Here is a 20,571-nt window from a genome sequence, read left to right on the forward strand (position 1 = left end):
GCTCCCCGCCTCGGATGTCATGTGGCGGTGTTATGAAAACGGGTCCGCCATCGCGGGCGGACGCCGAAGGGAACCGTGTTTATGCCTGTGCGCTATGGGCGGCCTGGTGAATGAGATCGATCACGCGCTGCGAATCGGGAATCTCATGAGCCAGCAGCAGGACGACCTTGGCGAGCAGCAGCTCGCGCTGGTCTTCCGGCGCGGCGTCGATGGCCAGTGCGAGGGTGTCGTAGATCTCCTCGAGGCCGGCGGTGGCGGTTTGTTGGGCGGTCATGGCAGGGATTCCTTGAATGACGTGACGGGTCAGGCGCGGGCCGTTGCCTGCGCGAGCGCGCTGGCGAGACGCGCCGTGTCGAGTCGTTGCCAACGGGCGCAGACGTGATGATCGGGACGCACGAGATACGCTGTGCCGTCGGCGGCGCCGTACTTCGCGGCGGCGTGGCCGGTCGGATCGGGCAGCGTGAGGTCCGCGCCCGCCACGTCGCCTTGCGACGACGCGAACGCGATGACCTTCACCGGCACACCGCGCTCGCGCCACGTCGTGAGCTCACGCCGCACGGTGTCGTCGAGCGCGGCATCGCCAAACGTCACCAGATGGAACGCGGCGCCGAGGTGGTCGTACAGATAGTCGTTGTCGGCTAGCTTGACGTTCGGCGCGGGCGCACCGACGCCAGGTCCCGCTGTCATCCGCGCGTTGTCGTCATTGGGGCTGTTGAGCGGCGAGTCGCGATAATCGTGCGCGCGCGAGGTGCGCCAGTGGAACAGTGGTCGCACGAATTCATGATCGAGCGAGAGATCCAGCACGGCGTCGCGCAATACACGAAAGCCATGCGAGGGCGGCGTCATGAAGCGCGTGCTCTTGCCGGCCTCCGCGATGATCTCGCGCGCCGCGCCCACGCGGTCGTGCGTGTACGACGCGAGCAATGACGCCGGTGCCGCGCCCTTGGCAACCGCGGCGAGTTTCCATGACAGATCGATGGCGTCCTGGAAGCCGGTGTTGGCGCCTCGCACGCCGAAGATCGGCAGCAGGTGAGCGGCGTCGCCCGCGAAGAGAATGCGTCCGTGGACATAGTCGGGCAGCGTGAGCGCGCGCGCCGAATAGACCGAGCACCAGTCCAGTTCCCACGGCGTGCCGGCCAGACCCATCATGTCGAGCTGCGCGTCGATGCGCTCGCGAATCGTTTCGGGTTGCAGCGCGTGCTCGGACGTTTCCTCCGCCGGCAACTGATAGTCCACGCGCCAAATGCCATCCGGCTCGCGATGCATGAGCACCGTGTTGCCGGGATTCCAGTCGGGCGCGAAGTACGCCAGGCGCTCTGTCGGCAGATCGAGATCGATGCGGATGTCGGCGATGACGAAGCGACCTTCGTAGCTCGCGCCTTCGAAGCGCAGGCCCAGCGCGGTGCGCACTGTCGAGCGTGCGCCGTCGGCAGCGACGAGCCAGCGCGTGTGTTGCGTGTATTCGCCGTCGGGTGTGTCGATTTGCAGGGTTACGCCGTCGTCGTCCTGCGTCAGCCCGACGAGCTTGTTGCCCCATCGCATCTCAATGAGTGGCTGGCGCTCCACGGCGTCTACCAGATAGCTCTCGAGCACGTTCTGCTGCAGGTTGATGAGCGGCGCGAAGCGGTCGTCTTCATCCACCGGCGAGTCCATGCGAAAGACACGCTGGCCGCGATAGTACGAGTTGCCGCTGGTCCAGGGCAGGCCCTTGGCGAGCACGGCGTCGGCCACGCCCACCGCTTGCAGGATCTCCTGCGAGCGGCGCGTGAAGACGATGGCGCGGCTGCCTTCCGAGACTTGCTGCTCGGCCTGGAGCACGACACAGCGCACGCCGTGGCGTGCCAGCGCAAGCGCCGTGACCATGCCGATGGGGCCGCCGCCAACGACGGTGACAGGCACGCTCGGGGTCCCGGCCTGCGGTGCGAAGTGCGGGTAGACGCGGTACGCGTGATAAAGCGACGCGCGTGGCGTGGTCTCTGGTCGATGCATGATGCGGCACCCAAAAAAACGGCTCGGCGCTCGGGCATCGGGTCTCGTGTCAGCGGAGAGACGGCGGGTGCCCATCGCGCGAATGACGAAAACGCCATCGAGCATATAGTTGCTAACACAACAATTCTAGTGTGCTAATGTTGCGTTAGCAACTAAATATCGACCCTTTTTGACTAGGGAAAAACACTGAGATGCGGCCTGTCCACAAAACGCTCGACCAGTTCCTGACGTACAAGATGCACCGCCTGATGAAGCAGCACGACAAACGCATTGCGCAGTCGTATGCGGACACGGCGCAATTGAGTCTCGCGGAGTCACGCGTATTGGCGGCAGTGGGTACGGCGGGGGCGTTGTCGAACTCGGAGCTGGCGCGTCGCGCGAATCTCGACAAGAGTCAGGCGAGCCGCGGCGCGGACGGGCTGGTGTCGCGCGGGCTGGTGCGTCGCGCGCCGGACGAGCACGACGGCCGTGCGGTGAAGGTCACGCTCACGCCGGAAGGCGAGCGTGTGTGGCGCGTAGTGATCGATGCCGCCCGTACCCACTACGACCAATTGTTCGCCACGTTGACGGACGATGAGATGGGCGTGTACGAGCAACTGCTCGACAAGCTGCTGCTGCGCTCGGACGAACTCGACGAACAGGGGTGATCGTGCGTCGCGGCCGCTTGCCCAGCGCGCGACGGAAAGCGGAAAGGGGCCCCGTGAGAGATACCCCCAAAGAAGGGATATTCATCCTGCGGTAGCGATGCCGTTCACGCCGGCGTCCTTTGGCCGAGGTGAGATACGTGCACGCCGGAATGGCCGAAGCCGCCGGCGTGCACGTGCAACGCCAGGCTAGCCGATCCTCATGCGAACGACAGCGTCTTCGTCAGATCGCCCGGCGGCATGGCGCCGCGCGCAGCGAAGGCCGCGTTGCGATGGTCGATGCCTTCGAGTGTCGGCAGGTCGTGCAGGCGCGTGACGAAACGCAGGATCGACGTGGTGTCGTAGAACGTGTGATCGACGTTGCCGCGCTTGGCGAACGGCGAGACCACCAGCGCCGGAACGCGTGAGCCGGGCCCCCAGCGGTCGCCCTGCGGCGGCGCGACATGATCCCACCAGCCGCCATTCTCGTCGTATGTAATCACGACCATCATGTTCTGCCACTGCGGCGACTTCATGAGGTGGGCCAGCACGTTCGCCACGTGTTGGTCACCCGACTCCACATCCGAATACCCCGCGTGCTGGTTCAGGTTGCCCTGCGGTTTGTAGAACGTGACGGCCGGCAGCTTGCCCGCGATGGCGTCGGCGATGAATTTGTTCGAGATCGGGCTGTCGCCCTGGCCGCCATCGCGCAGGTGCGTCTCGCGTGCGGCCGTGCCGGGCGCGAACTGGGCGAAGTAGTTGAACGGTTGGTGGTGGTACTGGAAGTTCGGTTTGTCCGCGCCGCCCTTGTGATCGAGCGCCGACTGCCACGCCCCTGCGTACCAGGCCCACGACACACCCTTCGTCGAGAGCACATCGCCGATGGTGGCGAACGTCTGCGGCGGCAGCGTGGCGGGGTTCGACGGATCGGCCAGGCGCTTGTCGCCCGAGGCGGCCGGTTTGACCGGCGACGGCTGGTAAGCCGGCATCATGGTATTCACCGCGAAGCCATCGGGCGTGATGGCGCCGTCGCGCACGAATTTCGGGGGGCCGTCGGCGGCCGACGCAGGCGAGTCTGGCGCCACCGCCAGGCGCACGCCCTTTGGCCCATCGGCCAGCACGGCGATCTTGTCCTTGGCCGGACTTTGCGCGGCGTTCGGATAGACGGGCGGACGTCCTGCGATCAGGAACTGGTGGTTCAGGAACGAGCCGCCGAAAGCCGCCATGAAGAAGTTGTCGCACATCGTGTATTGCTGCGCGATCTTGTACATGTCGAGCGCCCTGGCCGTCTCGCCGTAGTAGCCCATCGTCAGGCCGCCCGAGTTGGCCCACGCGGCGAACTGGTTGTTCGCGCCGCCGTTGATCTGCATCTGGTTCTGCCAGAATAGGTGCCAAAGATCGCGCGTGATGACGGAGGTCGGCAGCAACTGGCCCTCGGCGTCCTTGAGCATGAACGGCGCGTTCGGCGCGCGGGCGATGTCCTTCTGGGTGATGTGGTACTTCTTCCCGCCGATGGCCTGAGCGCGGGGTACCAGACCGTCGAAGATCGGCGGCAGCAGCGACATCGGTGTCTTGCCGTCGCGATCGAGCTGGGTGTAGACCGACGCGGGCACCTTCGCGAGCGGCTTCTCCACGCCCGGGAAATCGGCGAACAGATTGTTGAAGCTGCGATTCTCGAGATAGATCACGACCACCGTCTGGATGTTGGCCTTGAGTTGGGCGTCGAACGTGCCGCCGGCGGCGACGGCCGTCGGCACACCGGCACCGCTTTCGGCGGCGCAGCCGGTCAGTGCCGTGGTGGCGCCCGCCGCGCTGGCCGCACCGATGGCAGCCAGCCCTTGAAGCAGACGACGACGCGACGGATCGCTCGGGTTGTCGTCGTGTGCGAGGTCGGCGTCGAGCGCGGGATCGTGAGGTTGGGGCTTGGCGTCGTGCGTCATGATGTCCTTGATGAGCGAGTCGGGCAGAGGCGTTCGGCGAGGCAGGCGTGCTCACCCGCATGCGGTCGGCATCGGCCGACGGGCGCGAACCACGTCGTCAGCCTGCCGGGGCGGGCCGGGCAGACGACGTTTTTACGCCGGGCGTGTGACAATTCGGTGACGCCGTCGCGGCGTCACGACAGACAAAACGCAGTGGGGCCGCTTGCTTGGCGCAAGTGGATCAGGCAGCGGGCGTGGCCAGTCGTCCGGCGTAGCCCGTGTCCTCGAACAGCGCGGTGCGGAACTGGTCGACCAGATCGTCGAGCAGGGCGCGCAATGCGCTGGGCATCTGCTTGCGCGACGTGTAGACACCGTAGATGGTCATCTCGCGCGGCACGTAATCGGGCAGCAGTGCGCACAAGGTGCCGTCGCGCAGATGGGGCAGCGCCGAGTAGACCGGTTGCATCGAGATCCCGGCGCCCGCGAGCGTGGCGGCGAAGACCACGTTGACCTCGTTGGCTGACAGATTGCCGCTGACGGGCACGCCCAGCGGTGTGCCGTTGTGCACGAACTGCCAGAGACTCTTGCCGAAGTACGTGTAGGTCAGGCAGTTGTGCAGGGCCAGATCTTCGGCGCGCACCGGCGTGCCGTGACGCTGGAGATACGACGGCGCCGCACAGACCACTGAGTGGCATGTCGCCAGCCGCCGTGCGATCAGTCCGGGCGAGGGCTCGGGCGTCACGCGAATCGCGAGGTCGATGCGCTCGTCCACCAGGTCGACGGTGCGGTCCGCCACCACGAGATCGATCGCCACACCGGGATGGCGCAGGATGAATCGCGTGACCGCCGCCGCCAGGAACGCCTGACCGAGTGACGTGCTGCACGCCACGCGCAACAATCCCCGCGGCGCGCTGTCGGCGTGCGTCGCACATGCCAGGTCGTCGGCGATGCCAAGCAGCTCGCGACAGCGCGGCAAGGCGTCGTCGCCGGCGTCGGTGAGGCTCACCGCACGCGTCGTCCGATGCAGCAGTCGCGTGCCGAGCCACGCTTCGAGTTCCGCCAGATAGCGCGAGACCATCGCCCGCGACATGTCCAGGCGTTGCGCCGCCGCCGTCAGAGAGCCGCGCTCAGCCACTTCGGTAAAGACCCGCATTGCCGTCAGGCGGTCCATGATTTGCTCGATCGGTGCAACAAAGTGATCGCCATTATGGGCTTTTTTTGCGCGACTGACGCGACTACGATGGCAGGCAAGCGAGGCGTCGAACGACGGCGCCGCCTGACACAGGACAGACCGAGATGACCCACGCAACGCTGCATTACATTGCCGACCCGCTGTGCGGATGGTGCTATGGCGCGGCACCGCTCGTGCGCGCCGCGCGCGACGTGGCGGGCCTCGACGTCGCGTTCCACGGCGGCGGCATGATGGCCGGGCCGAACGCGCAGCCGGTTACGCCGCAGCTACGCAATTACGTTATGCCGCATGACCACCGTATTGCGGCGCTGACCGGCCAGCCGTTCGGCGACGCCTATTTCGATGGCCTGCTTCGCGATGACACCGCCGTGTTCGACTCCGCGCCGCCCACGGCTGCCGCGCTGGCGGCCGAGGCGCTGGCCGGACGGGGACTCGACATGTTCGCAGCGCTGCAAGTCGCCCATTATGTGGATGGCAAACGCGTTGCCGATCGCGACGTGCAGATCGATGTGGCGGTGGATCTCGGTCTCGACCGGGAGGCCTTCGCGAAAGCGCTCGATGCGCAGGCGGCTGACGTCCTCATGCGGCACTTCCGCGAGAGCCGCGCGTGGCTTGCCCGCGTCGGCGGTAGCGGCTTCCCGACGTTCGCGCTGGAGATCGGCGGTCACATCGAGCGCCTCGAACCCGGGCGCTATCTGGGACAGCCCGACGCATGGCGCGACGCGTTGCGCGAACGGCTGCTGTCCGCACAGACGTCGTCTTCCACGCAAGGCGACGCCGGTACTTTGCCCCAATGCGGTCCTGACGGTTGCGCGCTCTGAGCGTCCGCCGCCTATCCCGACATCCCTCGTCACCCCCTGGAGAGTCCTGATGAAAGTCGCCTTGATTGGTATTACCGGCCGCGTGGGTACGCGCGTTGCCGCCGAATTGCTGCAACGCAATCACACCGTGACCGGTATCGCCCGCAATCCCGAGCGCGTCGAAGCCGAGCAGGGGCTCACCGTCGTCAAGGGCGATGCCGCTGACCCGGCGTTGCTCGCACCGCTGCTCACGGGGCACGATGCCGTGATCAGCGCGGGCCGCTTCGTCTCCATGGACGCCGCCAAGCTCATCGACGCCGTGAAGCGCGCCGCCGTGCCGCGTCTGCTCGTGGTGGGCGGTGCCGGCAGTCTGGACATCGCGCCGGGCAAGGCGCTCATCGACACGCCCGATTTCCCGCAGGCGTACAAGCCGGAAGCCAGCGCCGGCCGCGTGTTCCTCGAGGTGCTGCGGGCCGATCCCGATGACTCGCCGCTGAACTGGACGTTTCTGTCGCCGTCGGCGTTGTTCGAGCCGGGCGAGCGCACGGGCAAGTTCCGTCTCGGTGGCGACGCGCTGCTCGTCGATGCTAACGGCAAGAGCTGGATTTCGATGGAAGACTATGCCATCGCGCTGGTCGACGAACTTGAGCGGAATCAGCATCCGCGCGCGCGCTTCACTGTCGGCTATTGAGCGCGGGGCGATTGGGAAGACGGCGGTGCGCGTCGATCGTCGGCGCGATCAGCGCGCCTGCCGGAACGTGAGGTTGTATCGCACGGCCTGAGCGTCGAAGCTGCCTTCAACGCTCGCAATGCCGTGATAGGCGAGTCGCGATGGCCCACCCCACACGACCACGTCGCCCGGGGCCAGGCGGAGTCGGCGGGTGCGGTCGCCGCGCTGCAATCCGCCCCACAGGAAAGTCGCGGGAAGCCCGAGCGACACGGACACGATGGGCGCGCTCAGTTCGCGCTCGTCGCGGTCCTGATGCAAAGTGAGTCGCGCATCGAGCGTGTAGCGATTGACGAGACAGGCGTCGGGCACAAAGTCACGATACCCGGCCGCCTCGGCCGCGCGGTGCGCGAGCGCGACGAACGACGTCGGCATCGCAGGCCACGGTTGCTTCGAGAGCGGATCGTGCGTGCCATAGCGATACCCCTGCCGGTCGCTGATCCATCCCACTTCCCCGCAATTCGTCATGGCGACCGACATGCGTTTGCCGCCCGGCGTGAGCCAGTGACGCAGCGGCGCCTGTGCGATCACCGCGTCGATATCGGCCTGCAAGGTCGCCAGTTGCGATTGCGCGAACGCCCGCAGCACGAACGCGCCCGGACCGAGTGCGTCGGGTTGCAGCGTGTCGTGGCGCGCATCGTCGGGCGCGTCGCCGAAAAGGTCGAGTGTCATGTGGCGTCATGCAGGATCACGCCAAGCGTGTGTCGATGGCCACTGCGCACCCGGCTTACACCGTGCCGCAAATTGACACGGTACACCCCGCGCGTGCCGTTCACCGGACGGTGATGCACGGCGAACACGACCGCGTCGCCGCGCGTGAGCGGCACCACTTCGGCGCGCGACTGCATGCGCGGGCGCTGCTCGGTGAGGACGAACTCGCCGCCCGTGAAATCCTCGCCGGGCTGAGACAGCAGGATGGCCACCTGCAACGGGAAGACGTGTTCCCCATAGAGATCCTGATGCAGGCAATTGTAGTCGCCTGCCCCATAGCGCAGCAGCAACGGCGTGGGGCGGCGCTGGCCAGCGTGGTGACATTGCGCGAGGTAGGCGCGGTGCGTGGATGGATAGCGCGTGTCGATGCCCATCGCTGCGTGCCAGCGGTGCGCGATGTCGCGCAACGGCGCGTAGAACGCTTCACGCAATTCGGCGACCAGCGGCGGCAGCGGGTAAGCGAAGTACTGATATTCGCCCTGCCCGAATCCGTGACGCGCCATCACGATACGGCTGCGGAAAAGGGGCGACGTGGGCGTGATGCTCAGTGGTGTGTCCGTCCCGCCGTACATCGCGCAAAGCGCGGCGCATTCGCGCGCATTCAGCAACTGCGGAATGCGCGCGGCACCGAAGCCGTTGAGTTCCTCTTCGAGGGCGGCCCAATCGGGCGACAGTACGCGTGCGGTCATCACGTCACCTGGGTCGGCGCATCGCCACGTTCGCCGCCTTCGCTGGCGAGCAGCGCGCGCTTGCGCTCGACGCCCCAGCGATACCCGGACAGGGCGCCGTCGTTGCGCACGATGCGGTGGCACGGAATGACAACGGCCAGCGGATTCGAGGCGCACGCCTGCGCCACCGCGCGCACCGCGCGAGGGGCACCAATGCGCTCGGCGATCTGCGTGTAGCTCGCGGTCATCCCCGCAGGCACGTCGCGCAGCGCTTGCCACACCCGCTGCTGGAACGCCGTGCCGCGCACATCGAGCGGCAAGGACAAACCGAGACGCGGCGACTCCACGAAGCCCACCACCTGAGCCACCCACCGCTCGAACTCGGCGTCGGCCCCGACCAGTTCCGCCTTCGGAAAACGGTCCTGCAATGCCTTGACGAGCGTATCGGGGTCGTCGCCCAGTGACACGGCACAGAGTCCACGCGAGGTGGCGGCGACCAGCAATGCCCCGAGCGAGCACTGCGCCACGGCGAAACGAATCGATTCGGCCTTGCCCCCCGCGCGGAACGCGGCTGGCTTCATACCGAGCAGCGCGTCGGCACTCGCGTAGAAGCGGCCGTTGGAATTGAAGCCGGCGTCGTAGAACGCCGACGTAACGCTCCCGGCGGCAGGCAACGCATCGCGCACACGCTCGGCGCGGCGCGCGTTGGCATAGGCGCGTGGGGTCACGCCCGTCACCGCGCGAAAGAGCCGGTGGAAATAGTGCGGGCTCAGGCCGGCCTCGGCGGCGAGGGCGTCCAGACGCGGCGGCACCTCGGCCATCTCGATTTGCCGGCAGGCGGCCGTGACCAGGGCAGCGTGACGGACCTGACGCGCGTCGGGCGCCCCCTGCTCCGGATGACACCGCTTGCAGGGACGAAAGCCCGCGCGCTCGGCCGCCGTGCTGTCGGCATGGAACGTGACGTTTTCGCGCCGCGCGAGCTTCGCGCCGCACGAGGGACGGCAATACACGCCGGTCGTGCGCACGGCGTAGAAGAAGGCGCCGTCCGCCTGCCTGTCGCGCGCGGCGACGGCCGCCCACCGGGCGTCGTCGGTCGCATAGCGCGACGTGGGCGCGCGCTCGTTCGTCGGGACAGGGGGCGTCGGGGCCTGCGCAGGACGCGGGCCATCGGCGCGGCTGCCGGGGCGAAGGGGGCGTTTGGCGGTCATTGGATGAGTAGGCATCACGGTGGACTCCCGATGGCTGAGGACTTGCCTTCAGTGTAGGGAGCGGGGCGCGAGGCGGCGCTCCGTTTCTTGCTATCGAATTCCATCAGACGCCCGGCGGCAGCGTCGTCCCCAGCTTGGCGGCGAGGCTCATGACCATCACCAGGACGAGCGCCTCGACGGCGACCACGCGCGCGAAGGCGGTCGAATCGAGCGGTGTCTCGCCCGCGTCGAGCACAAGACGCGGCAGGAAATGCCAGCGGTTCCACGCGCCGAGCAGCGCGGCAATGCCGACGAACACGAGCTTCGTCACGAGCCACGCCAGGTACGGTGCGTTCTGCGCGGCGAACCACAGCGACGGCGTCTCGCCGAGCGTACGCCAGGCGTTGACGGCCCCCGTCACGAGCGCGATGAACATGGCCAGCGTGGCAACCGAGGAAAGCCGTTCCCCGTACGCCGCACGCGCACCGACTGGCCAATGACGCCAGCCGGGGATCGCGCATCCGGCCACGAGCAGCACGCCGGTCCACGACGCCGCGGCGGCGACATGCAGCGTGTGAATGCCGATGGCGAGCCAGGGCAGGGACGCGTCGGCCGCGTGCCCCGTCCCGGCGCGGGCGAGCGCCAGCATGACGGCGCCGGTGGCATAGACCGCGCGGGCGTGACGCTCCTGACGATGCTCGCGCCGATGATGCCGGTCGCGTGGATCGTCGGCGATCGGCAGCGTCGCACGCAGGTGGCGTCGCGCGTCGTACCAGGCCCAGACGCCGGCACACAGCAGTGCGGCGCCAAGCGCGGCGACCCACTGCATCCGGCCGAAGTGGGTCTGGGTGAGCACCAGCCAAACATCGCCGAGCATGGCGGACGCGCTTTCCCAGTCGCCGCCCGTCATTGCCTCCGTGCTGGCGAACACGTAGGCGATCCACGCGATCACGGCGAGTCCGGCCGCAAAGGCTGGCAGCACGCGCAGCGTGAGACCGCGCCGCACGGCGTGCGGACTGCGCAGGAGCAGCACGCCGACGGCCAGGGCCAGCGCGAGGTTCAGCAGTCCCGCCGTGGCCGGTTGCCACGTGCCGGCGGCCAGATCGGCCGACATCACTTCACGGAGAACCGGAAGTTGCCTTGCGTGCGATGGCCGTCGCTCGCGACGGCGACCCAGTTCGCCTGATAGTGACCGATGGCTAGCGCGGGAAGCGACAGCGTGAGCGTCTTGCGCGAGGCGTCGAGTTGGCCCTTGGCCTGCGTGACCGGTTTGCCCTGGGCGTCGACGACGTTCAACTTCGAGAGGGCGCCTTCGAGCGCCGAGTCGAACGTCACGCGCACGACCTTCGGCGCCTCGACGCTCGCCTGCGCGGCCGGTTCGCTCGAGACGACGTGCGCGTGGGCCCACGCCCCTTGCGAGAGCCCGGTCAGGCCGACGACGGCCGCGAGCGTGAGTCCCCGCGTCGCGCGACGCAGGAAACCGGTGGCATGGCGGGCATGGGACGCGTTCTTGGAAGTGCGCATATCGAGTGGACCAACGAGTTGGGTGGATGGCTGAAATATCGGACAAATGCCGTTTGGCAGGCGTTCGCCGCTCGCGCAGTATCGCAGACCTTGCAGACCGACGCAGCCGTCTGCGGATTCCCAGGGGCGCGTCTTGCGCGGCAATGTGTCGCGCCGGTTGCCTCGACATTGGCGCCTTGTTTTGCAACTTAGTTGCAAAACAAGGCCATCCTCAGTATCATCGCTCCATATTGCAACTTGGTTGCATTAACCCGTTGTGAACCGCGCGGCGGCGGCGATGGACAGGCGTGATGTGCGTTGTGTCGGTCGTGCGCCCCACGCCTGCCCCACAAGATCACAGGACTTTGCTGCCATGACGCTTCCTCCCGGGGCATCCGGCGACGCCGACCGTCGCCTGCCCGTCACTGTGCTGTCCGGCTTTCTCGGCGCCGGCAAGACCACACTGCTCAACCATGTGCTGCGCAATCGCGACGGTCTGCGCGTGGCCGTGCTCGTCAACGACATGAGCGAGGTGAACATCGACGCCTCATTCGTCGAGCGCGGTGCGGCCAACGCGGGTGCGGCGCTTTCTCGCACGCAGGAGCGGCTTGTCGAGATGAGCAACGGCTGCATCTGCTGCACGCTACGCGAGGATTTGCTTGTCGCGGTGCGCGACCTGGCGCAGGAGGGCCGCTTCGATTACCTGCTCATCGAGTCGACGGGCATCGCCGAGCCGATGCCCGTGGCCGCGACGTTCGAATTTCGCGACGACACCGGGCAATCGCTCGCCGACATTGCCCGGCTCGACACGATGGTCACCGTCGTCGACGCCTTGCACGTGCTGGACGACTTCCACAGCGTCGACACGCTCGCGCAGCGCGGCGAGGTGGCGGGTGAGGACGACGAGCGACGTCTTGCCGAACTGCTGACCGAGCAGATCGAGTTCGCGGATGTGGTGGTCGTGAGCAAGGGGGATTGCGTCGACGCGGCGCGCCTGGACGCCGTCAAGGCGCTGATCGCCGGCCTCAATCCGTCGGCCCGCATCGTGCTGGGCGAGCGCGGGCAGGTGCCGCTCGCCGAGGTGCTGGGCACGGGGCTTTTCGACCCCCAGCGTGCCGAGCGAATGGCTGGTTGGGCGCAGGCGCTCGAGGGCGAACCGGTGTCAGAGGCCGACACTTACGGGGTGACGAGCTTTGTGCTGCGTCGGCGTGAACCGCTGCATCCGGCGCGTTTTGCGTCGTTCATGACGATGCCGTTCGACGGCCTGATGCGTGCCAAGGGGTATGTCTGGGCCGCGAGCCGTCCGGCGTGGGCGCTCGCCTACTCGCGTGCCGGCAATACGGCGACGCTGGAGCCGATGGGGCAGTGGTGGGCCGCCGTTGGGCCAGACGTGTGGCCGCCTGAGGGCGATCCGCAGCGCGGCGCCATCGAGGCGAACTGGGAAGCGCCCTGGGGCGACCGCATCAACGAGGTGGTGTTCATCGGGCGCGACATGGACCGCGACGCCATCGAAAAGGCGTTCGGCGCGTGCTGTCTGAGCGCCGTCGAGCTCGCGTTGGGCGATAGCGTCTGGCGCGACGCCGAGCACGCGTTGCCGCTGACGATGGAGGACGAAGACGCGTGAGCCGGCGCGCGACAAGCGACCCGCGCGGTGGGCACAGGGAACAAACGAAATCTCCGCTTGGCCTGATTTTGATCAAATATCGCGCTTCGGACACGCCTAGCATAGACAGGTGAGGCGGTCGGCATGGCGCGATATCGCGCGGTACGACTGCGGGTGAAGTCCTAAGGGGGAGGGTGCGATGCGTGCGATCGATGTAATGACTACGCAAGTGATCCTGGCGCGACCCGAGATGACAGTTCACGAAGCTGCGAAAATGCTGGTTGATCACGACATCAGCGGCATGCCCGTGGTCGACGCCGAGGGGAGACTTGCCGGCATGATTACGGAGGGGGACCTGCTGCACCGGATGGAAATCGGCACGCAGATGAAGCGGCGCGGACGGTTGTCCGAATTCTTCACATCGACGCGGGAACTCGCCCGCGAATACGTGAAGGAAAACTCACCTCGCTTAAGCGAAGTGATGACGGCCGACGTCGTCACCGCGAAGGAAGACACGCCGCTTGCCGAGATCGCCGAGATGATGGATCGGCATCGAATCAAGCATGTCCCTGTCGTACGCGATGGCAAGGTGGTGGGCCTGGTCAGTCGGGCGAACCTCATTCGGGTACTGGCGAGCATTGGTCCTGACTTGCACCACAGTGTTGCCCCAAGCGATGCGGAAGTTCGCCAAGCCATCTTGACTGAATTGGGCGGGAATCGCTGGGCATTGCCGTCGCAAAACGTCATTGTCACCAACGGCGTCGCTCACTTGTGGGGCGTGATCAAAAGTGAAGAAGAACGCGAGGCCATTCGCGTCGCTGCCAAGAATGTCCCCGGCGTCAAGGATGTGATATGCCACCTGGTCTATCCGTCCATCCCGCTCTACTGACGGGTGACCCAAACTGCGCTCCGCCGTCGTTGCCGGAGCGCGAAACGCTGGACCGGTGCACCGGCTACGTCTGCGTATAAGGCGACGTGCGCGCCCGCCCAGCCGTGGCCAACTCGGCGATTTCAGCGGTAATCTCACTCTGCCGGACGATGCGAGACTCTCGTGTGAGCACAGCGAGCTGGTCCTTCACGTGATGGCTCGCCGCGAGCATGGCTGCCAGGCGCGCCGCGTTCTCCGACGCAAACGACTGCATCAGGCCCTCGCACAGCTCAAGGTACACGTAGCGCTCGGTGAGGCCCGTCAACAATTGATCGAGCGGAAGATTGAAGAGCGGCGGTTGCCTACTCGACGCCCGTCGGAACCGGGCGAACTCGAACGGGACGAGTCGCCGGGTCACAATGCTTTCCGCAAGCGCAGGGCCGGGCGTTGCATAGACGAGCCACACCTGTGACGACGCACGATCGCGAAAGCGCGCAAATACCGCATCCGCGATCTGGCCCGCCACCCGCATGGCGTCATCTGCGTGTGAGGCCATCGGAACGGTCCAGGCGCAATGCAGCGCGCGCTCTTGGGCGAGCATCGCGCCCCGCGTTCCGACCACGAAAATCTCGCTTGGCGCGGTTCCCTTCAACTGCTCGGCCCGTGCAAGGAGACGGTCGTTGAAGCCGCCGACGAAACCTTGCTCGGTGCAAACGACGATCAGGATACGCACGCTGCCTTGCGCTGGCGCGGGATCCGGCGCATATCCTGACGGCGCGGCCGTCAGCGCCCTGCCGATCGCCTCGCCGACGGTTGCCGCAGCCGAGCGAATGCCGGCAATCCGCGCCTGCGCCTCGCGTTCGCGCGCGGCCGCGATACCGCGCATCGCGCCGATCACCGCTTGGAGTTGCGTCGCCGATGCGGTGCGGCTCTCGATTTCACTGAGTTTGCTGCTCATTGCGATGTCACCCTGTCGCACGCCCATCGATGGGCTCATGTGCGGCACGTTCGATAAGCGCGCGTATCCGCTCGACGAGACGCTTGCGCTGCGTGTCGTCGAGCGTGGCGGACTGCCACGCCACAGCGGCGGCGTCGCGGTCCGTTTCGTCCGAGATGCTCAGTTTTTCACGGACCCACGCCGTGACCTCGTGCGAGACGCCGTCGAAGGCCCCATCGTCGAGTGCCGCGAGCAACGCGATCTGATCGGTCACGCGCAGCGCGCCGAAGCGCGGTTGGGTGATCAGCGCACGGATCTGCCTGCCGCGCTCAATTTGCGCGTCGACGCGCGCGTCGGCAAGACCGCCGAAGTGGCTGAACATTTCCAGTTCGAGAAACTGCGCATAGTCAAGACGCAAACGGCCCGCGACATCGCGCAGCGCGACGCGCTGCGCCTTGCCGCCAACGCGGCTCACGCTTAATCCGACGTCCACGGCGGGCCGCTGATTCGCGGCAAAAAGCGCGGCGTCAAGCACGATTTGTCCGTCCGCAATCGAGATCAGGTTCGTCGGGATGTAGGCCGACAGATTGCCCGCGTCCGTCTCGGCGATCGGCAGCGCGGTCAGTGAGCCGCCGCCGAGCGCCGCGGACAGCTTGGCCGCGCGTTCGAGCAGACGCGCATGCAGATGAAAGATGTCGCCCGGATACGCTTCTCGCCCAGGCGGCTCGCGCGTGAGCAGTGCAAGCTCGCGATGCGTCGCCGCGTGTTTTGTCAGATCGTCGATCACGATCAATGCATCCTGGCCGCGATCGCGAAAGTACTCGGCAATCGAAAACCCCGCGAACGGGGCGATCCATTGCAACCCGGGCGGTGTGGCTGCCGACGCGACAACAAAAATGCAGCGCTCGGGCGCGCCGTGCGTGCGTATGGCATCAATGGCGCGCTGCACCGCCGTCGAGCGCTGCCCGACCGCGACATAGACGGATATCACGTCGCTATGCTTCTGATTGACGATCGCCTCGACAGCGAGGGAGGTCTTGCCCGTCGCGCGATCGCCAATGATCAGTTCGCGTTGGCCGCGTCCGATGGCAAACAGCGCATCGACAACCAGCACGCCCGTCTCGAGAGGTTCATGCACGAAATCGCGTTCGATGATCGAAGGCGCAGGGCGCTCAACAGGCAGGCGCGCCTCGCATTTGAGCGGCTCGCCCGCGTCGAGCGGCCTGCCCAGCGGATCGACGACGCGCCCGAGCAGGGCATCGCCAACAGGTAGGTCGAGCACGCGGCCGGTGCGAACGACGCGCATCCCGGCGCGCACCGGCTCGTAGTTATCGAGTAGAACGATACTCGCGGTGGCGGCGTCGAGCGAGTGAATGAATCCGCGCACCCCGCATTCGATCTCGACCACCTCGTCAAGTGTGGCGTCGGGCAAGCCCGATAGGAACGCAATGCCGTCGGCGATCAGCTCGATGCGCCCGGTGCTGGCCGCACTGGGTTCGGGCGTGATGTGTTCGAGCGCTTCGCGCTGGCGCGCGAGCCACGCGTCGGGCGATTGCACGTCATTGAAATCAAGGCGTTCGGCCATCGTTGGGAAGAAGCCCGCTATGAATCTGTTCAAGCTGATCGCGCCAGCTGTTGCGCACCACCCCGTGCGTGCCTGACAACTCGAGTCCCGCAATCAGCGTGCGGTCGACCTCGCTGGAGAATTCGATACGCCGCCCGAACGCGCCGGAGAGCGCTGTGGCGCACGCTTCACGTTCATTGGCCGTCAACGTGCGCGGCGCTGTGAGCCGCAGCGACTCGTCTGCGGCCATTTCGGCACGCTCGTCCGGCGAAAGCAGTTGCACGCCATTGGCGAGTCCGTCGATGAAAGCTGCCACGCGCACGCCGTCGGGCAGCCGGTCGAGCAGCTTGCCGGCGATGTCGACGGCGAACTGTAGCGTTGCCGCCGACGTTGCTTCAGCTTGTGCCGCGCGCTCGCGCGCGGCTTCCGCCGCGGCCTGGGTGCGAAGCCGGGAGACCTCGTCTTGCGCCGCGGCAAGCAGCGCCGCGTGTTGCTGTTGCGCATCCGTCTCGATTTGCGCGAGCGCCTGCGCCCGCTGCGCGGCAAGCTGCTCGTGCTCGGCTTGCAAAGCATCGCGCTCGGCCTGTGCCGCTAGCTTCGCTGCGTTCGCGTCGCTGATCAGCGCATTGGCGCGGGTCTGGCGCTCCGCCATGATCTTCGCGACCGGACGGAACAAATAGCGCGCGAGAAGCCAGACGAGAACGAGCGCATTGATCGTCTGCAGTGCCAGCGTGGACCAGTCGAGTTTCATCGCGCCCCCTATTTCACGAACGGATTCGCAAATAGCAGCAGTAACGCGACGACAAGGCAATAGATCGCCATGGTCTCGATCATGGCGAGCCCGACGAAGAGCGTGCGAGACAGCGTACCCGCAGAGTCGGGCTGACGCGCGATGGCATCCATGGCCGCCGCGACCGCACGGCCCTCGGCAAGCGCGGGACCGATTGCACCAAACGAGACGGCAAGCGAGGCCGCAACGACGCTGACGATTTCAATGAGGTTCATGTCTGTCCCTTCTGCTTGTCGTGAACGGAAATGCTCGACTCGCCAACGGCCGTGCCGATGAATACCATCGCGAGTACCGCGAAAATATAGGCTTGGACCGCACCGGTCAGCAAATCGAGCGCCATCAGCGGAATCGGCACGAGCAGTCCGGCGAGCGACAGCACGATGCCTACCACGAACACGCCGCTCATCACGTTACCGAATAGGCGGACCACCAGCGAGAACGTTCGCGTGATCTGCTCGACCACGTTCAACGGAATCATCACCCAGGCCGGTTCGGCGAACGTCGCGAGGTAGCCGCGCGCGCCGCGCGAGCGCACGCCGCACACCAGTGTGGCGGCGAGGACGAGTAGTGCGAGCGCGGCGTCCGTTTCCAGATGCGCGGTCGGCGGTTCGATCCCCGGGATGAGCGACGACCAGTTCGCGACCAACACGAACAGGAACAATGTGCCGATCAGCGAACGGTACGGTGCGGGATCGGCCTGCATCGTGCCGCGAATTTCAGAATCGATCGTGCCAACCAACAGTTCAAGCGCGATTTGCGCGCGAGATGGCTTGATGGACAGGTTGCGTGTGAGCAGCAGCGAGGCGCCCGTCATGGCGGCCATGATCGCCCACGTCACGACAACGGGCGCGGTGATGACGAGAGGGCCGGCACGCAGTAGCGGCTCGGCGACGAATGGTGCGTGCATCATGACACCGCTCCCTCTCGTTCGAGCGCTGCGCTGCGCGCCCAGAGAAAGCCGCAGATCCCCCCGAGTAGTCCGAACATTCCCATTTTCGAAAGCCATACGAACGCCGCACCCGTGAGCGCAAGGCGCGCCAGCTGTAGCGCCAGCGCAAGTGTCGCGCGGCCTTGCGTGAAGCAGGCTACGGTCCAGCGCAACGACTTGAAATGCAGCATGCCGGCCAGCCGCCCGCCCGCGATCCCGGCGGCCGCGAGCACGAGTGCGTCGGCGACGCGCAGCAGACTGATGTCAATCACGAATCCTCCTTTGCTGTCGATGCATCCAGCGCCATGCGGACCACAGGCCGATGGCCGCGCCGATCATCAGTAGCGGTGCCGCAAACAGTACCCGCGTGCCGGCAATGCGGTCCAGCCAATGCCCCAGCGCCAGGCCAAGCAGTATCGGCAGAACGATCATCCAGCCGAGAATGCCGATCTGCCCCAGGCGCGCGCCAAGCGACGGCTCCGGGTTCTCGCGCGCAATCTGTTCGCGGTGCGCGGCGCGCTTCGCGGCTTGTGCGACGCGATCGCCGTTTTTCTCGTTGGTTTCGCCGGAGGGCGGCCACGACGTCATTCCGCTTCTCCTCGCTGGGGTTGCGGCCGCAGGTAACGCAGCATTTGACGCACAGCCCGCGCATGCAGCCGGGTCTGTTCGAAACGCGCACGCCGCATCGCTTCGAGCTGCGCGGCGCGTTCGCGACGCACCTCCGCCTCAAGCGCCTCAAGCGAAGCACCCGGCACGGCATCGCGGCACGCAAGCGACACGTCTGTGCCGCTCGACACGAGCAGCACACCGCCGTCGATCGCGCAGTAATGTTCGCTGCCGTCCGCCATGCGCCAGCGCACGACCGATGCACTGAGCAGCGTGACCAGATCCGCGTGTCCGGCGCGAATGCCGAATGCACCGCTGTTGTCCTCGGCACGCAACGACACGACCGCGATCCGGTCGACGACGATTCGCGACGGCGTGGCAATCGTGAGCGAGAAGCAACGTTCCGTCATGGCGTGGCCTGCGCTTGCGCGGCACCGGCCGGCGCCTTGTTGGCGCGCGCTTCCTTCGCGCGCGCCTCATCCAGCGTGCCGACCATGTATAGCGAATTCTCCTGCCAGTCGTCGCATTCGCCCGCGAGGATCGCCTTGCAGCCTGCAATCGTGTCCGGGAGCGCGACCGATCGGCCCGGCTGGCCCGAGAAGGCTTCGGTAACCGTGAACGGTTGCGTAAGAAATCGCTGCAGTCGGCGCGCGCGCTGCACGGCACGACGATCGTCGATGCCGAGTTCCTCGATGCCCAGCAACGCCACGACGTCCTGCAGTTCGCGTTGGTGCTCGATCACACGCCGCACATCGTTGGCGACCGTTGCGTGCAACGGGCCGACGACGAGTGGATCGAGCAAGATCGACGACGACGCGATCGGATCGATTGCCGGATACATGCCCTCGGCGGCGAGCGAGCGTGACAATACGATGGTGCTGTCGACGTGCGATGCGAGCGTCGTCACGGCGGGATCGGTGAAGTCGTCGGCGGGAACGTAGACGGCCTCGATCGCGGTGACGGCAGCGTTTCCCACCGACACGATCCGCTCCTGCACGGCCGCAACTTCGCTCGCGAGGGTCGGCTGATAGCCGACCCTCGACGGCATGCGCCCGAGCAGTCCGGATACCTCGGCGCCCGCCTGCACGAAGCGAAATATGTTGTCCATCAGAAGGAGTACGTTCTGACCGACCTCGTCGCGGAAATACTCGGCAATCGTCACGGCGGTAAGCGGCACGCGCCAGCGCGCGCCGGGCGGCTCGTTCATCTGTCCGTAGACGAGCACTGCGCGTGGCAACACACCGGAGCCGCGCATGTCGGACAGCATTTCATGTCCCTCGCGCGAGCGTTCACCGACGCCTGCGAACACCGACATTCCGCCGTACTGGGTGGCCATTACGTGAATTAGCTCCATCACCAGCACGGTCTTGCCGACCCCCGCGCCACCGAACAAGGCGGCCTTGCCGCCATGTGCAAGCGGCGCCAGCAGGTCGACGATCTTGATACCCGTCTGGAACAGGCGGGTCGCGCCGCGCTGCGCCGACAGCGGCGGCGGCGTGCGATGCATCGGCCGTCGCTCGACGGTGTCGGGCAGACGCTCTCCGCCGTCGCGGGTCATGCCGGCAACATCCAGCAGCCTGCCGAGCACCGCGTCGCCGACCGGCACTTCGATGGGCCTTCCGGTGGCCTGGACCGTCGCACCGCGCGCAAGACCCGCAGTGGTGTTCAATGCAAGCGCGCGCACGGTGTGCTCGTCGGTGTGCGACTGTACTTCCGCGAGGATCGGCGAGCCGCCTTGCAGCGTGATCCACAGTGCCGTGTCGACCGGTGGTAGTTCATTCGTGTCGAACGTGACGTCGACGACCGCACCGCGTACGGCGCTGACTCGCCCGAGCGCCGTAGCCGCGATCGTTCGCGTCGCGGCGTCCTGATTATCGGTGCCCCCGGCGGTCGGCACGATACCTTCTCCTTGATCACATTTGGAACTCCTTTACGTTAGCAGCGTGCCGATCAAGC

General features: G+C 66.6%; 23 protein-coding genes. 5 read left to right on the forward strand and 18 right to left on the reverse strand.

Going from position 1 to position 20,571, the window contains the following annotated elements:
• Positions 1-79: 79 nt before the first annotated feature.
• Positions 80-274 carry a hypothetical protein gene (locus PTE31013_RS01985; RefSeq protein ID WP_150611145.1) on the reverse strand — a complete coding sequence of 65 codons (195 nt, stop codon included), beginning with the start codon at positions 272-274 and terminating at the stop codon, positions 80-82.
• Between the two features lie 29 nt (positions 275-303).
• Entirely contained in the window at positions 304-1,989 is a 1,686-nt protein-coding gene (locus tag PTE31013_RS01990) for an FAD-dependent monooxygenase (protein ID WP_150611146.1), read from the reverse strand.
• Between the two features lie 191 nt (positions 1,990-2,180).
• Between PTE31013_RS01990 and PTE31013_RS01995 the strand changes: the two genes are divergently transcribed.
• Positions 2,181-2,636 (forward strand): MarR family winged helix-turn-helix transcriptional regulator, encoded by a 456-nt coding sequence (locus PTE31013_RS01995; protein WP_150611147.1) that lies wholly within the window; start codon positions 2,181-2,183, stop codon positions 2,634-2,636.
• A gap of 197 nt (positions 2,637-2,833) precedes the next feature.
• On the opposite strand, the gene PTE31013_RS02000 is transcribed toward PTE31013_RS01995, so the two are convergent.
• The gene (locus PTE31013_RS02000) at positions 2,834-4,552 is read right to left on the reverse strand and encodes an acid phosphatase (RefSeq protein ID WP_150611148.1); all 1,719 of its coding nucleotides are present in this window, start codon (positions 4,550-4,552) and stop codon (positions 2,834-2,836) included.
• A 220-nt stretch (positions 4,553-4,772) separates the two neighbouring features.
• On the reverse strand, positions 4,773-5,702 hold the full coding sequence (locus PTE31013_RS02005; protein ID WP_150611149.1) for a LysR family transcriptional regulator: 930 nt from the start codon (positions 5,700-5,702) through the stop codon (positions 4,773-4,775).
• 125 nt (positions 5,703-5,827) lie between these two features.
• On the opposite strand from PTE31013_RS02005, the gene PTE31013_RS02010 reads away from it, so the two are divergent.
• Both PTE31013_RS02010 and PTE31013_RS02015 read left to right on the forward strand, forming a co-directional pair.
• The gene (locus PTE31013_RS02010; protein WP_150611150.1) at positions 5,828-6,544 is read left to right on the forward strand and encodes a DsbA family protein; all 717 of its coding nucleotides are present in this window, start codon (positions 5,828-5,830) and stop codon (positions 6,542-6,544) included.
• 49 nt (positions 6,545-6,593) lie between these two features.
• Positions 6,594-7,214, forward strand: a complete 621-nt coding sequence (locus tag PTE31013_RS02015; RefSeq protein ID WP_150611151.1) for an NAD(P)-dependent oxidoreductase — start codon at positions 6,594-6,596, stop codon at positions 7,212-7,214.
• A gap of 48 nt (positions 7,215-7,262) precedes the next feature.
• Here PTE31013_RS02015 and alkB read toward each other — a convergent pair whose 3' ends face one another.
• From alkB to PTE31013_RS02040, 5 genes are all read right to left on the reverse strand, one after another.
• A complete protein-coding gene (alkB, locus tag PTE31013_RS02020) occupies positions 7,263-7,922 on the reverse strand; it encodes a DNA oxidative demethylase AlkB (protein WP_150611152.1) in 660 nt (219 codons plus the stop codon).
• Entirely contained in the window at positions 7,919-8,650 is a 732-nt protein-coding gene (locus PTE31013_RS02025) for a 2OG-Fe(II) oxygenase (protein ID WP_150611153.1), read from the reverse strand. Before PTE31013_RS02025 ends, alkB begins: the two co-directional genes overlap by 4 nt.
• Entirely contained in the window at positions 8,650-9,852 is a 1,203-nt protein-coding gene (gene ada, locus PTE31013_RS02030; protein ID WP_246173860.1) for a bifunctional DNA-binding transcriptional regulator/O6-methylguanine-DNA methyltransferase Ada, read from the reverse strand. Before ada ends, PTE31013_RS02025 begins: the two co-directional genes overlap by 1 nt.
• A gap of 88 nt (positions 9,853-9,940) precedes the next feature.
• Complete coding sequence (locus PTE31013_RS02035; RefSeq protein WP_150611154.1) at positions 9,941-10,930, reverse strand: CopD family protein; 990 nt, start codon at positions 10,928-10,930, stop codon at positions 9,941-9,943.
• A complete protein-coding gene (locus PTE31013_RS02040; RefSeq protein WP_150611155.1) occupies positions 10,930-11,340 on the reverse strand; it encodes a copper resistance protein CopC in 411 nt (136 codons plus the stop codon). Before PTE31013_RS02040 ends, PTE31013_RS02035 begins: the two co-directional genes overlap by 1 nt.
• A gap of 352 nt (positions 11,341-11,692) precedes the next feature.
• Here PTE31013_RS02040 and PTE31013_RS02045 point away from each other — a divergent pair, with 352 nt between their 5' ends.
• Both PTE31013_RS02045 and PTE31013_RS02050 read left to right on the forward strand, forming a co-directional pair.
• Positions 11,693-12,943, forward strand: coding sequence for a GTP-binding protein (locus PTE31013_RS02045; protein WP_150611156.1), 1,251 nt, complete (start codon positions 11,693-11,695; stop codon positions 12,941-12,943).
• Between the two features lie 178 nt (positions 12,944-13,121).
• Positions 13,122-13,811 (forward strand): CBS domain-containing protein, encoded by a 690-nt coding sequence (locus tag PTE31013_RS02050; RefSeq protein ID WP_150611157.1) that lies wholly within the window; start codon positions 13,122-13,124, stop codon positions 13,809-13,811.
• A gap of 64 nt (positions 13,812-13,875) precedes the next feature.
• Here PTE31013_RS02050 and PTE31013_RS02055 read toward each other — a convergent pair whose 3' ends face one another.
• Genes PTE31013_RS02055 through atpD form a run of 9 tightly spaced genes read right to left on the reverse strand, consistent with a single transcriptional unit; the run spans position 13,876 to position 20,464 of the window.
• Positions 13,876-14,748 carry a F0F1 ATP synthase subunit gamma gene (locus tag PTE31013_RS02055; protein WP_174978399.1) on the reverse strand — a complete coding sequence of 291 codons (873 nt, stop codon included), beginning with the start codon at positions 14,746-14,748 and terminating at the stop codon, positions 13,876-13,878.
• 7 nt (positions 14,749-14,755) lie between these two features.
• Positions 14,756-16,312 (reverse strand): F0F1 ATP synthase subunit alpha, encoded by a 1,557-nt coding sequence (locus tag PTE31013_RS02060; protein WP_150611568.1) that lies wholly within the window; start codon positions 16,310-16,312, stop codon positions 14,756-14,758.
• Entirely contained in the window at positions 16,296-17,042 is a 747-nt protein-coding gene (locus PTE31013_RS02065; protein WP_150611158.1) for a F0F1 ATP synthase subunit B family protein, read from the reverse strand. Before PTE31013_RS02065 ends, PTE31013_RS02060 begins: the two co-directional genes overlap by 17 nt.
• An 8-nt stretch (positions 17,043-17,050) precedes the next feature.
• A complete protein-coding gene (locus tag PTE31013_RS02070; protein ID WP_150611159.1) occupies positions 17,051-17,296 on the reverse strand; it encodes a F0F1 ATP synthase subunit C in 246 nt (81 codons plus the stop codon).
• The gene (locus PTE31013_RS02075) at positions 17,293-17,991 is read right to left on the reverse strand and encodes a F0F1 ATP synthase subunit A (protein ID WP_150611160.1); all 699 of its coding nucleotides are present in this window, start codon (positions 17,989-17,991) and stop codon (positions 17,293-17,295) included. Before PTE31013_RS02075 ends, PTE31013_RS02070 begins: the two co-directional genes overlap by 4 nt.
• Positions 17,988-18,281: an N-ATPase subunit AtpR gene (locus PTE31013_RS02080; RefSeq protein WP_150611161.1), complete on the reverse strand. Its 294-nt coding sequence runs from the start codon at positions 18,279-18,281 to the stop codon at positions 17,988-17,990. Before PTE31013_RS02080 ends, PTE31013_RS02075 begins: the two co-directional genes overlap by 4 nt.
• Entirely contained in the window at positions 18,274-18,597 is a 324-nt protein-coding gene (locus PTE31013_RS02085) for an AtpZ/AtpI family protein (protein WP_150611162.1), read from the reverse strand. Before PTE31013_RS02085 ends, PTE31013_RS02080 begins: the two co-directional genes overlap by 8 nt.
• On the reverse strand, positions 18,594-19,025 hold the full coding sequence (locus PTE31013_RS02090) for a F0F1 ATP synthase subunit epsilon (protein WP_150611163.1): 432 nt from the start codon (positions 19,023-19,025) through the stop codon (positions 18,594-18,596). Before PTE31013_RS02090 ends, PTE31013_RS02085 begins: the two co-directional genes overlap by 4 nt.
• Positions 19,022-20,464: a F0F1 ATP synthase subunit beta gene (gene atpD / locus PTE31013_RS02095; protein ID WP_150611570.1), complete on the reverse strand. Its 1,443-nt coding sequence runs from the start codon at positions 20,462-20,464 to the stop codon at positions 19,022-19,024. Before atpD ends, PTE31013_RS02090 begins: the two co-directional genes overlap by 4 nt.
• Positions 20,465-20,571: the final 107 nt, after the last annotated feature.

It is taken from the genome of Pandoraea terrigena (assembly GCF_902459705.1).
In the GTDB taxonomy this organism is placed as follows: Bacteria; Pseudomonadota; Gammaproteobacteria; order Burkholderiales; family Burkholderiaceae; genus Pandoraea; species Pandoraea terrigena.

Coding starts and splice junctions, on each gene's coding strand:
- PTE31013_RS01985 (WP_150611145.1), bottom strand. CDS start 274: ATGACCGCCCAACAAACCGCCACCGCCGGCCTCGAGGAGATCTACGAC.
- PTE31013_RS01990 (WP_150611146.1), bottom strand. CDS start 1,989: ATGCATCGACCAGAGACCACGCCACGCGCGTCGCTTTATCACGCGTAC.
- PTE31013_RS01995 (WP_150611147.1), top strand. CDS start 2,181: ATGCGGCCTGTCCACAAAACGCTCGACCAGTTCCTGACGTACAAGATG.
- PTE31013_RS02000 (WP_150611148.1), bottom strand. CDS start 4,552: ATGACGCACGACGCCAAGCCCCAACCTCACGATCCCGCGCTCGACGCC.
- PTE31013_RS02005 (WP_150611149.1), bottom strand. CDS start 5,702: ATGGACCGCCTGACGGCAATGCGGGTCTTTACCGAAGTGGCTGAGCGC.
- PTE31013_RS02010 (WP_150611150.1), top strand. CDS start 5,828: ATGACCCACGCAACGCTGCATTACATTGCCGACCCGCTGTGCGGATGG.
- PTE31013_RS02015 (WP_150611151.1), top strand. CDS start 6,594: ATGAAAGTCGCCTTGATTGGTATTACCGGCCGCGTGGGTACGCGCGTT.
- alkB (WP_150611152.1), bottom strand. CDS start 7,922: ATGACACTCGACCTTTTCGGCGACGCGCCCGACGATGCGCGCCACGAC.
- PTE31013_RS02025 (WP_150611153.1), bottom strand. CDS start 8,650: ATGACCGCACGCGTACTGTCGCCCGATTGGGCCGCCCTCGAAGAGGAA.
- ada (WP_246173860.1), bottom strand. CDS start 9,852: ATGCCTACTCATCCAATGACCGCCAAACGCCCCCTTCGCCCCGGCAGC.
- PTE31013_RS02035 (WP_150611154.1), bottom strand. CDS start 10,930: ATGTCGGCCGATCTGGCCGCCGGCACGTGGCAACCGGCCACGGCGGGA.
- PTE31013_RS02040 (WP_150611155.1), bottom strand. CDS start 11,340: ATGCGCACTTCCAAGAACGCGTCCCATGCCCGCCATGCCACCGGTTTC.
- PTE31013_RS02045 (WP_150611156.1), top strand. CDS start 11,693: ATGACGCTTCCTCCCGGGGCATCCGGCGACGCCGACCGTCGCCTGCCC.
- PTE31013_RS02050 (WP_150611157.1), top strand. CDS start 13,122: ATGCGTGCGATCGATGTAATGACTACGCAAGTGATCCTGGCGCGACCC.
- PTE31013_RS02055 (WP_174978399.1), bottom strand. CDS start 14,748: ATGAGCAGCAAACTCAGTGAAATCGAGAGCCGCACCGCATCGGCGACG.
- PTE31013_RS02060 (WP_150611568.1), bottom strand. CDS start 16,312: ATGGCCGAACGCCTTGATTTCAATGACGTGCAATCGCCCGACGCGTGG.
- PTE31013_RS02065 (WP_150611158.1), bottom strand. CDS start 17,042: ATGAAACTCGACTGGTCCACGCTGGCACTGCAGACGATCAATGCGCTC.
- PTE31013_RS02070 (WP_150611159.1), bottom strand. CDS start 17,296: ATGAACCTCATTGAAATCGTCAGCGTCGTTGCGGCCTCGCTTGCCGTC.
- PTE31013_RS02075 (WP_150611160.1), bottom strand. CDS start 17,991: ATGATGCACGCACCATTCGTCGCCGAGCCGCTACTGCGTGCCGGCCCT.
- PTE31013_RS02085 (WP_150611162.1), bottom strand. CDS start 18,597: ATGACGTCGTGGCCGCCCTCCGGCGAAACCAACGAGAAAAACGGCGAT.
- PTE31013_RS02090 (WP_150611163.1), bottom strand. CDS start 19,025: ATGACGGAACGTTGCTTCTCGCTCACGATTGCCACGCCGTCGCGAATC.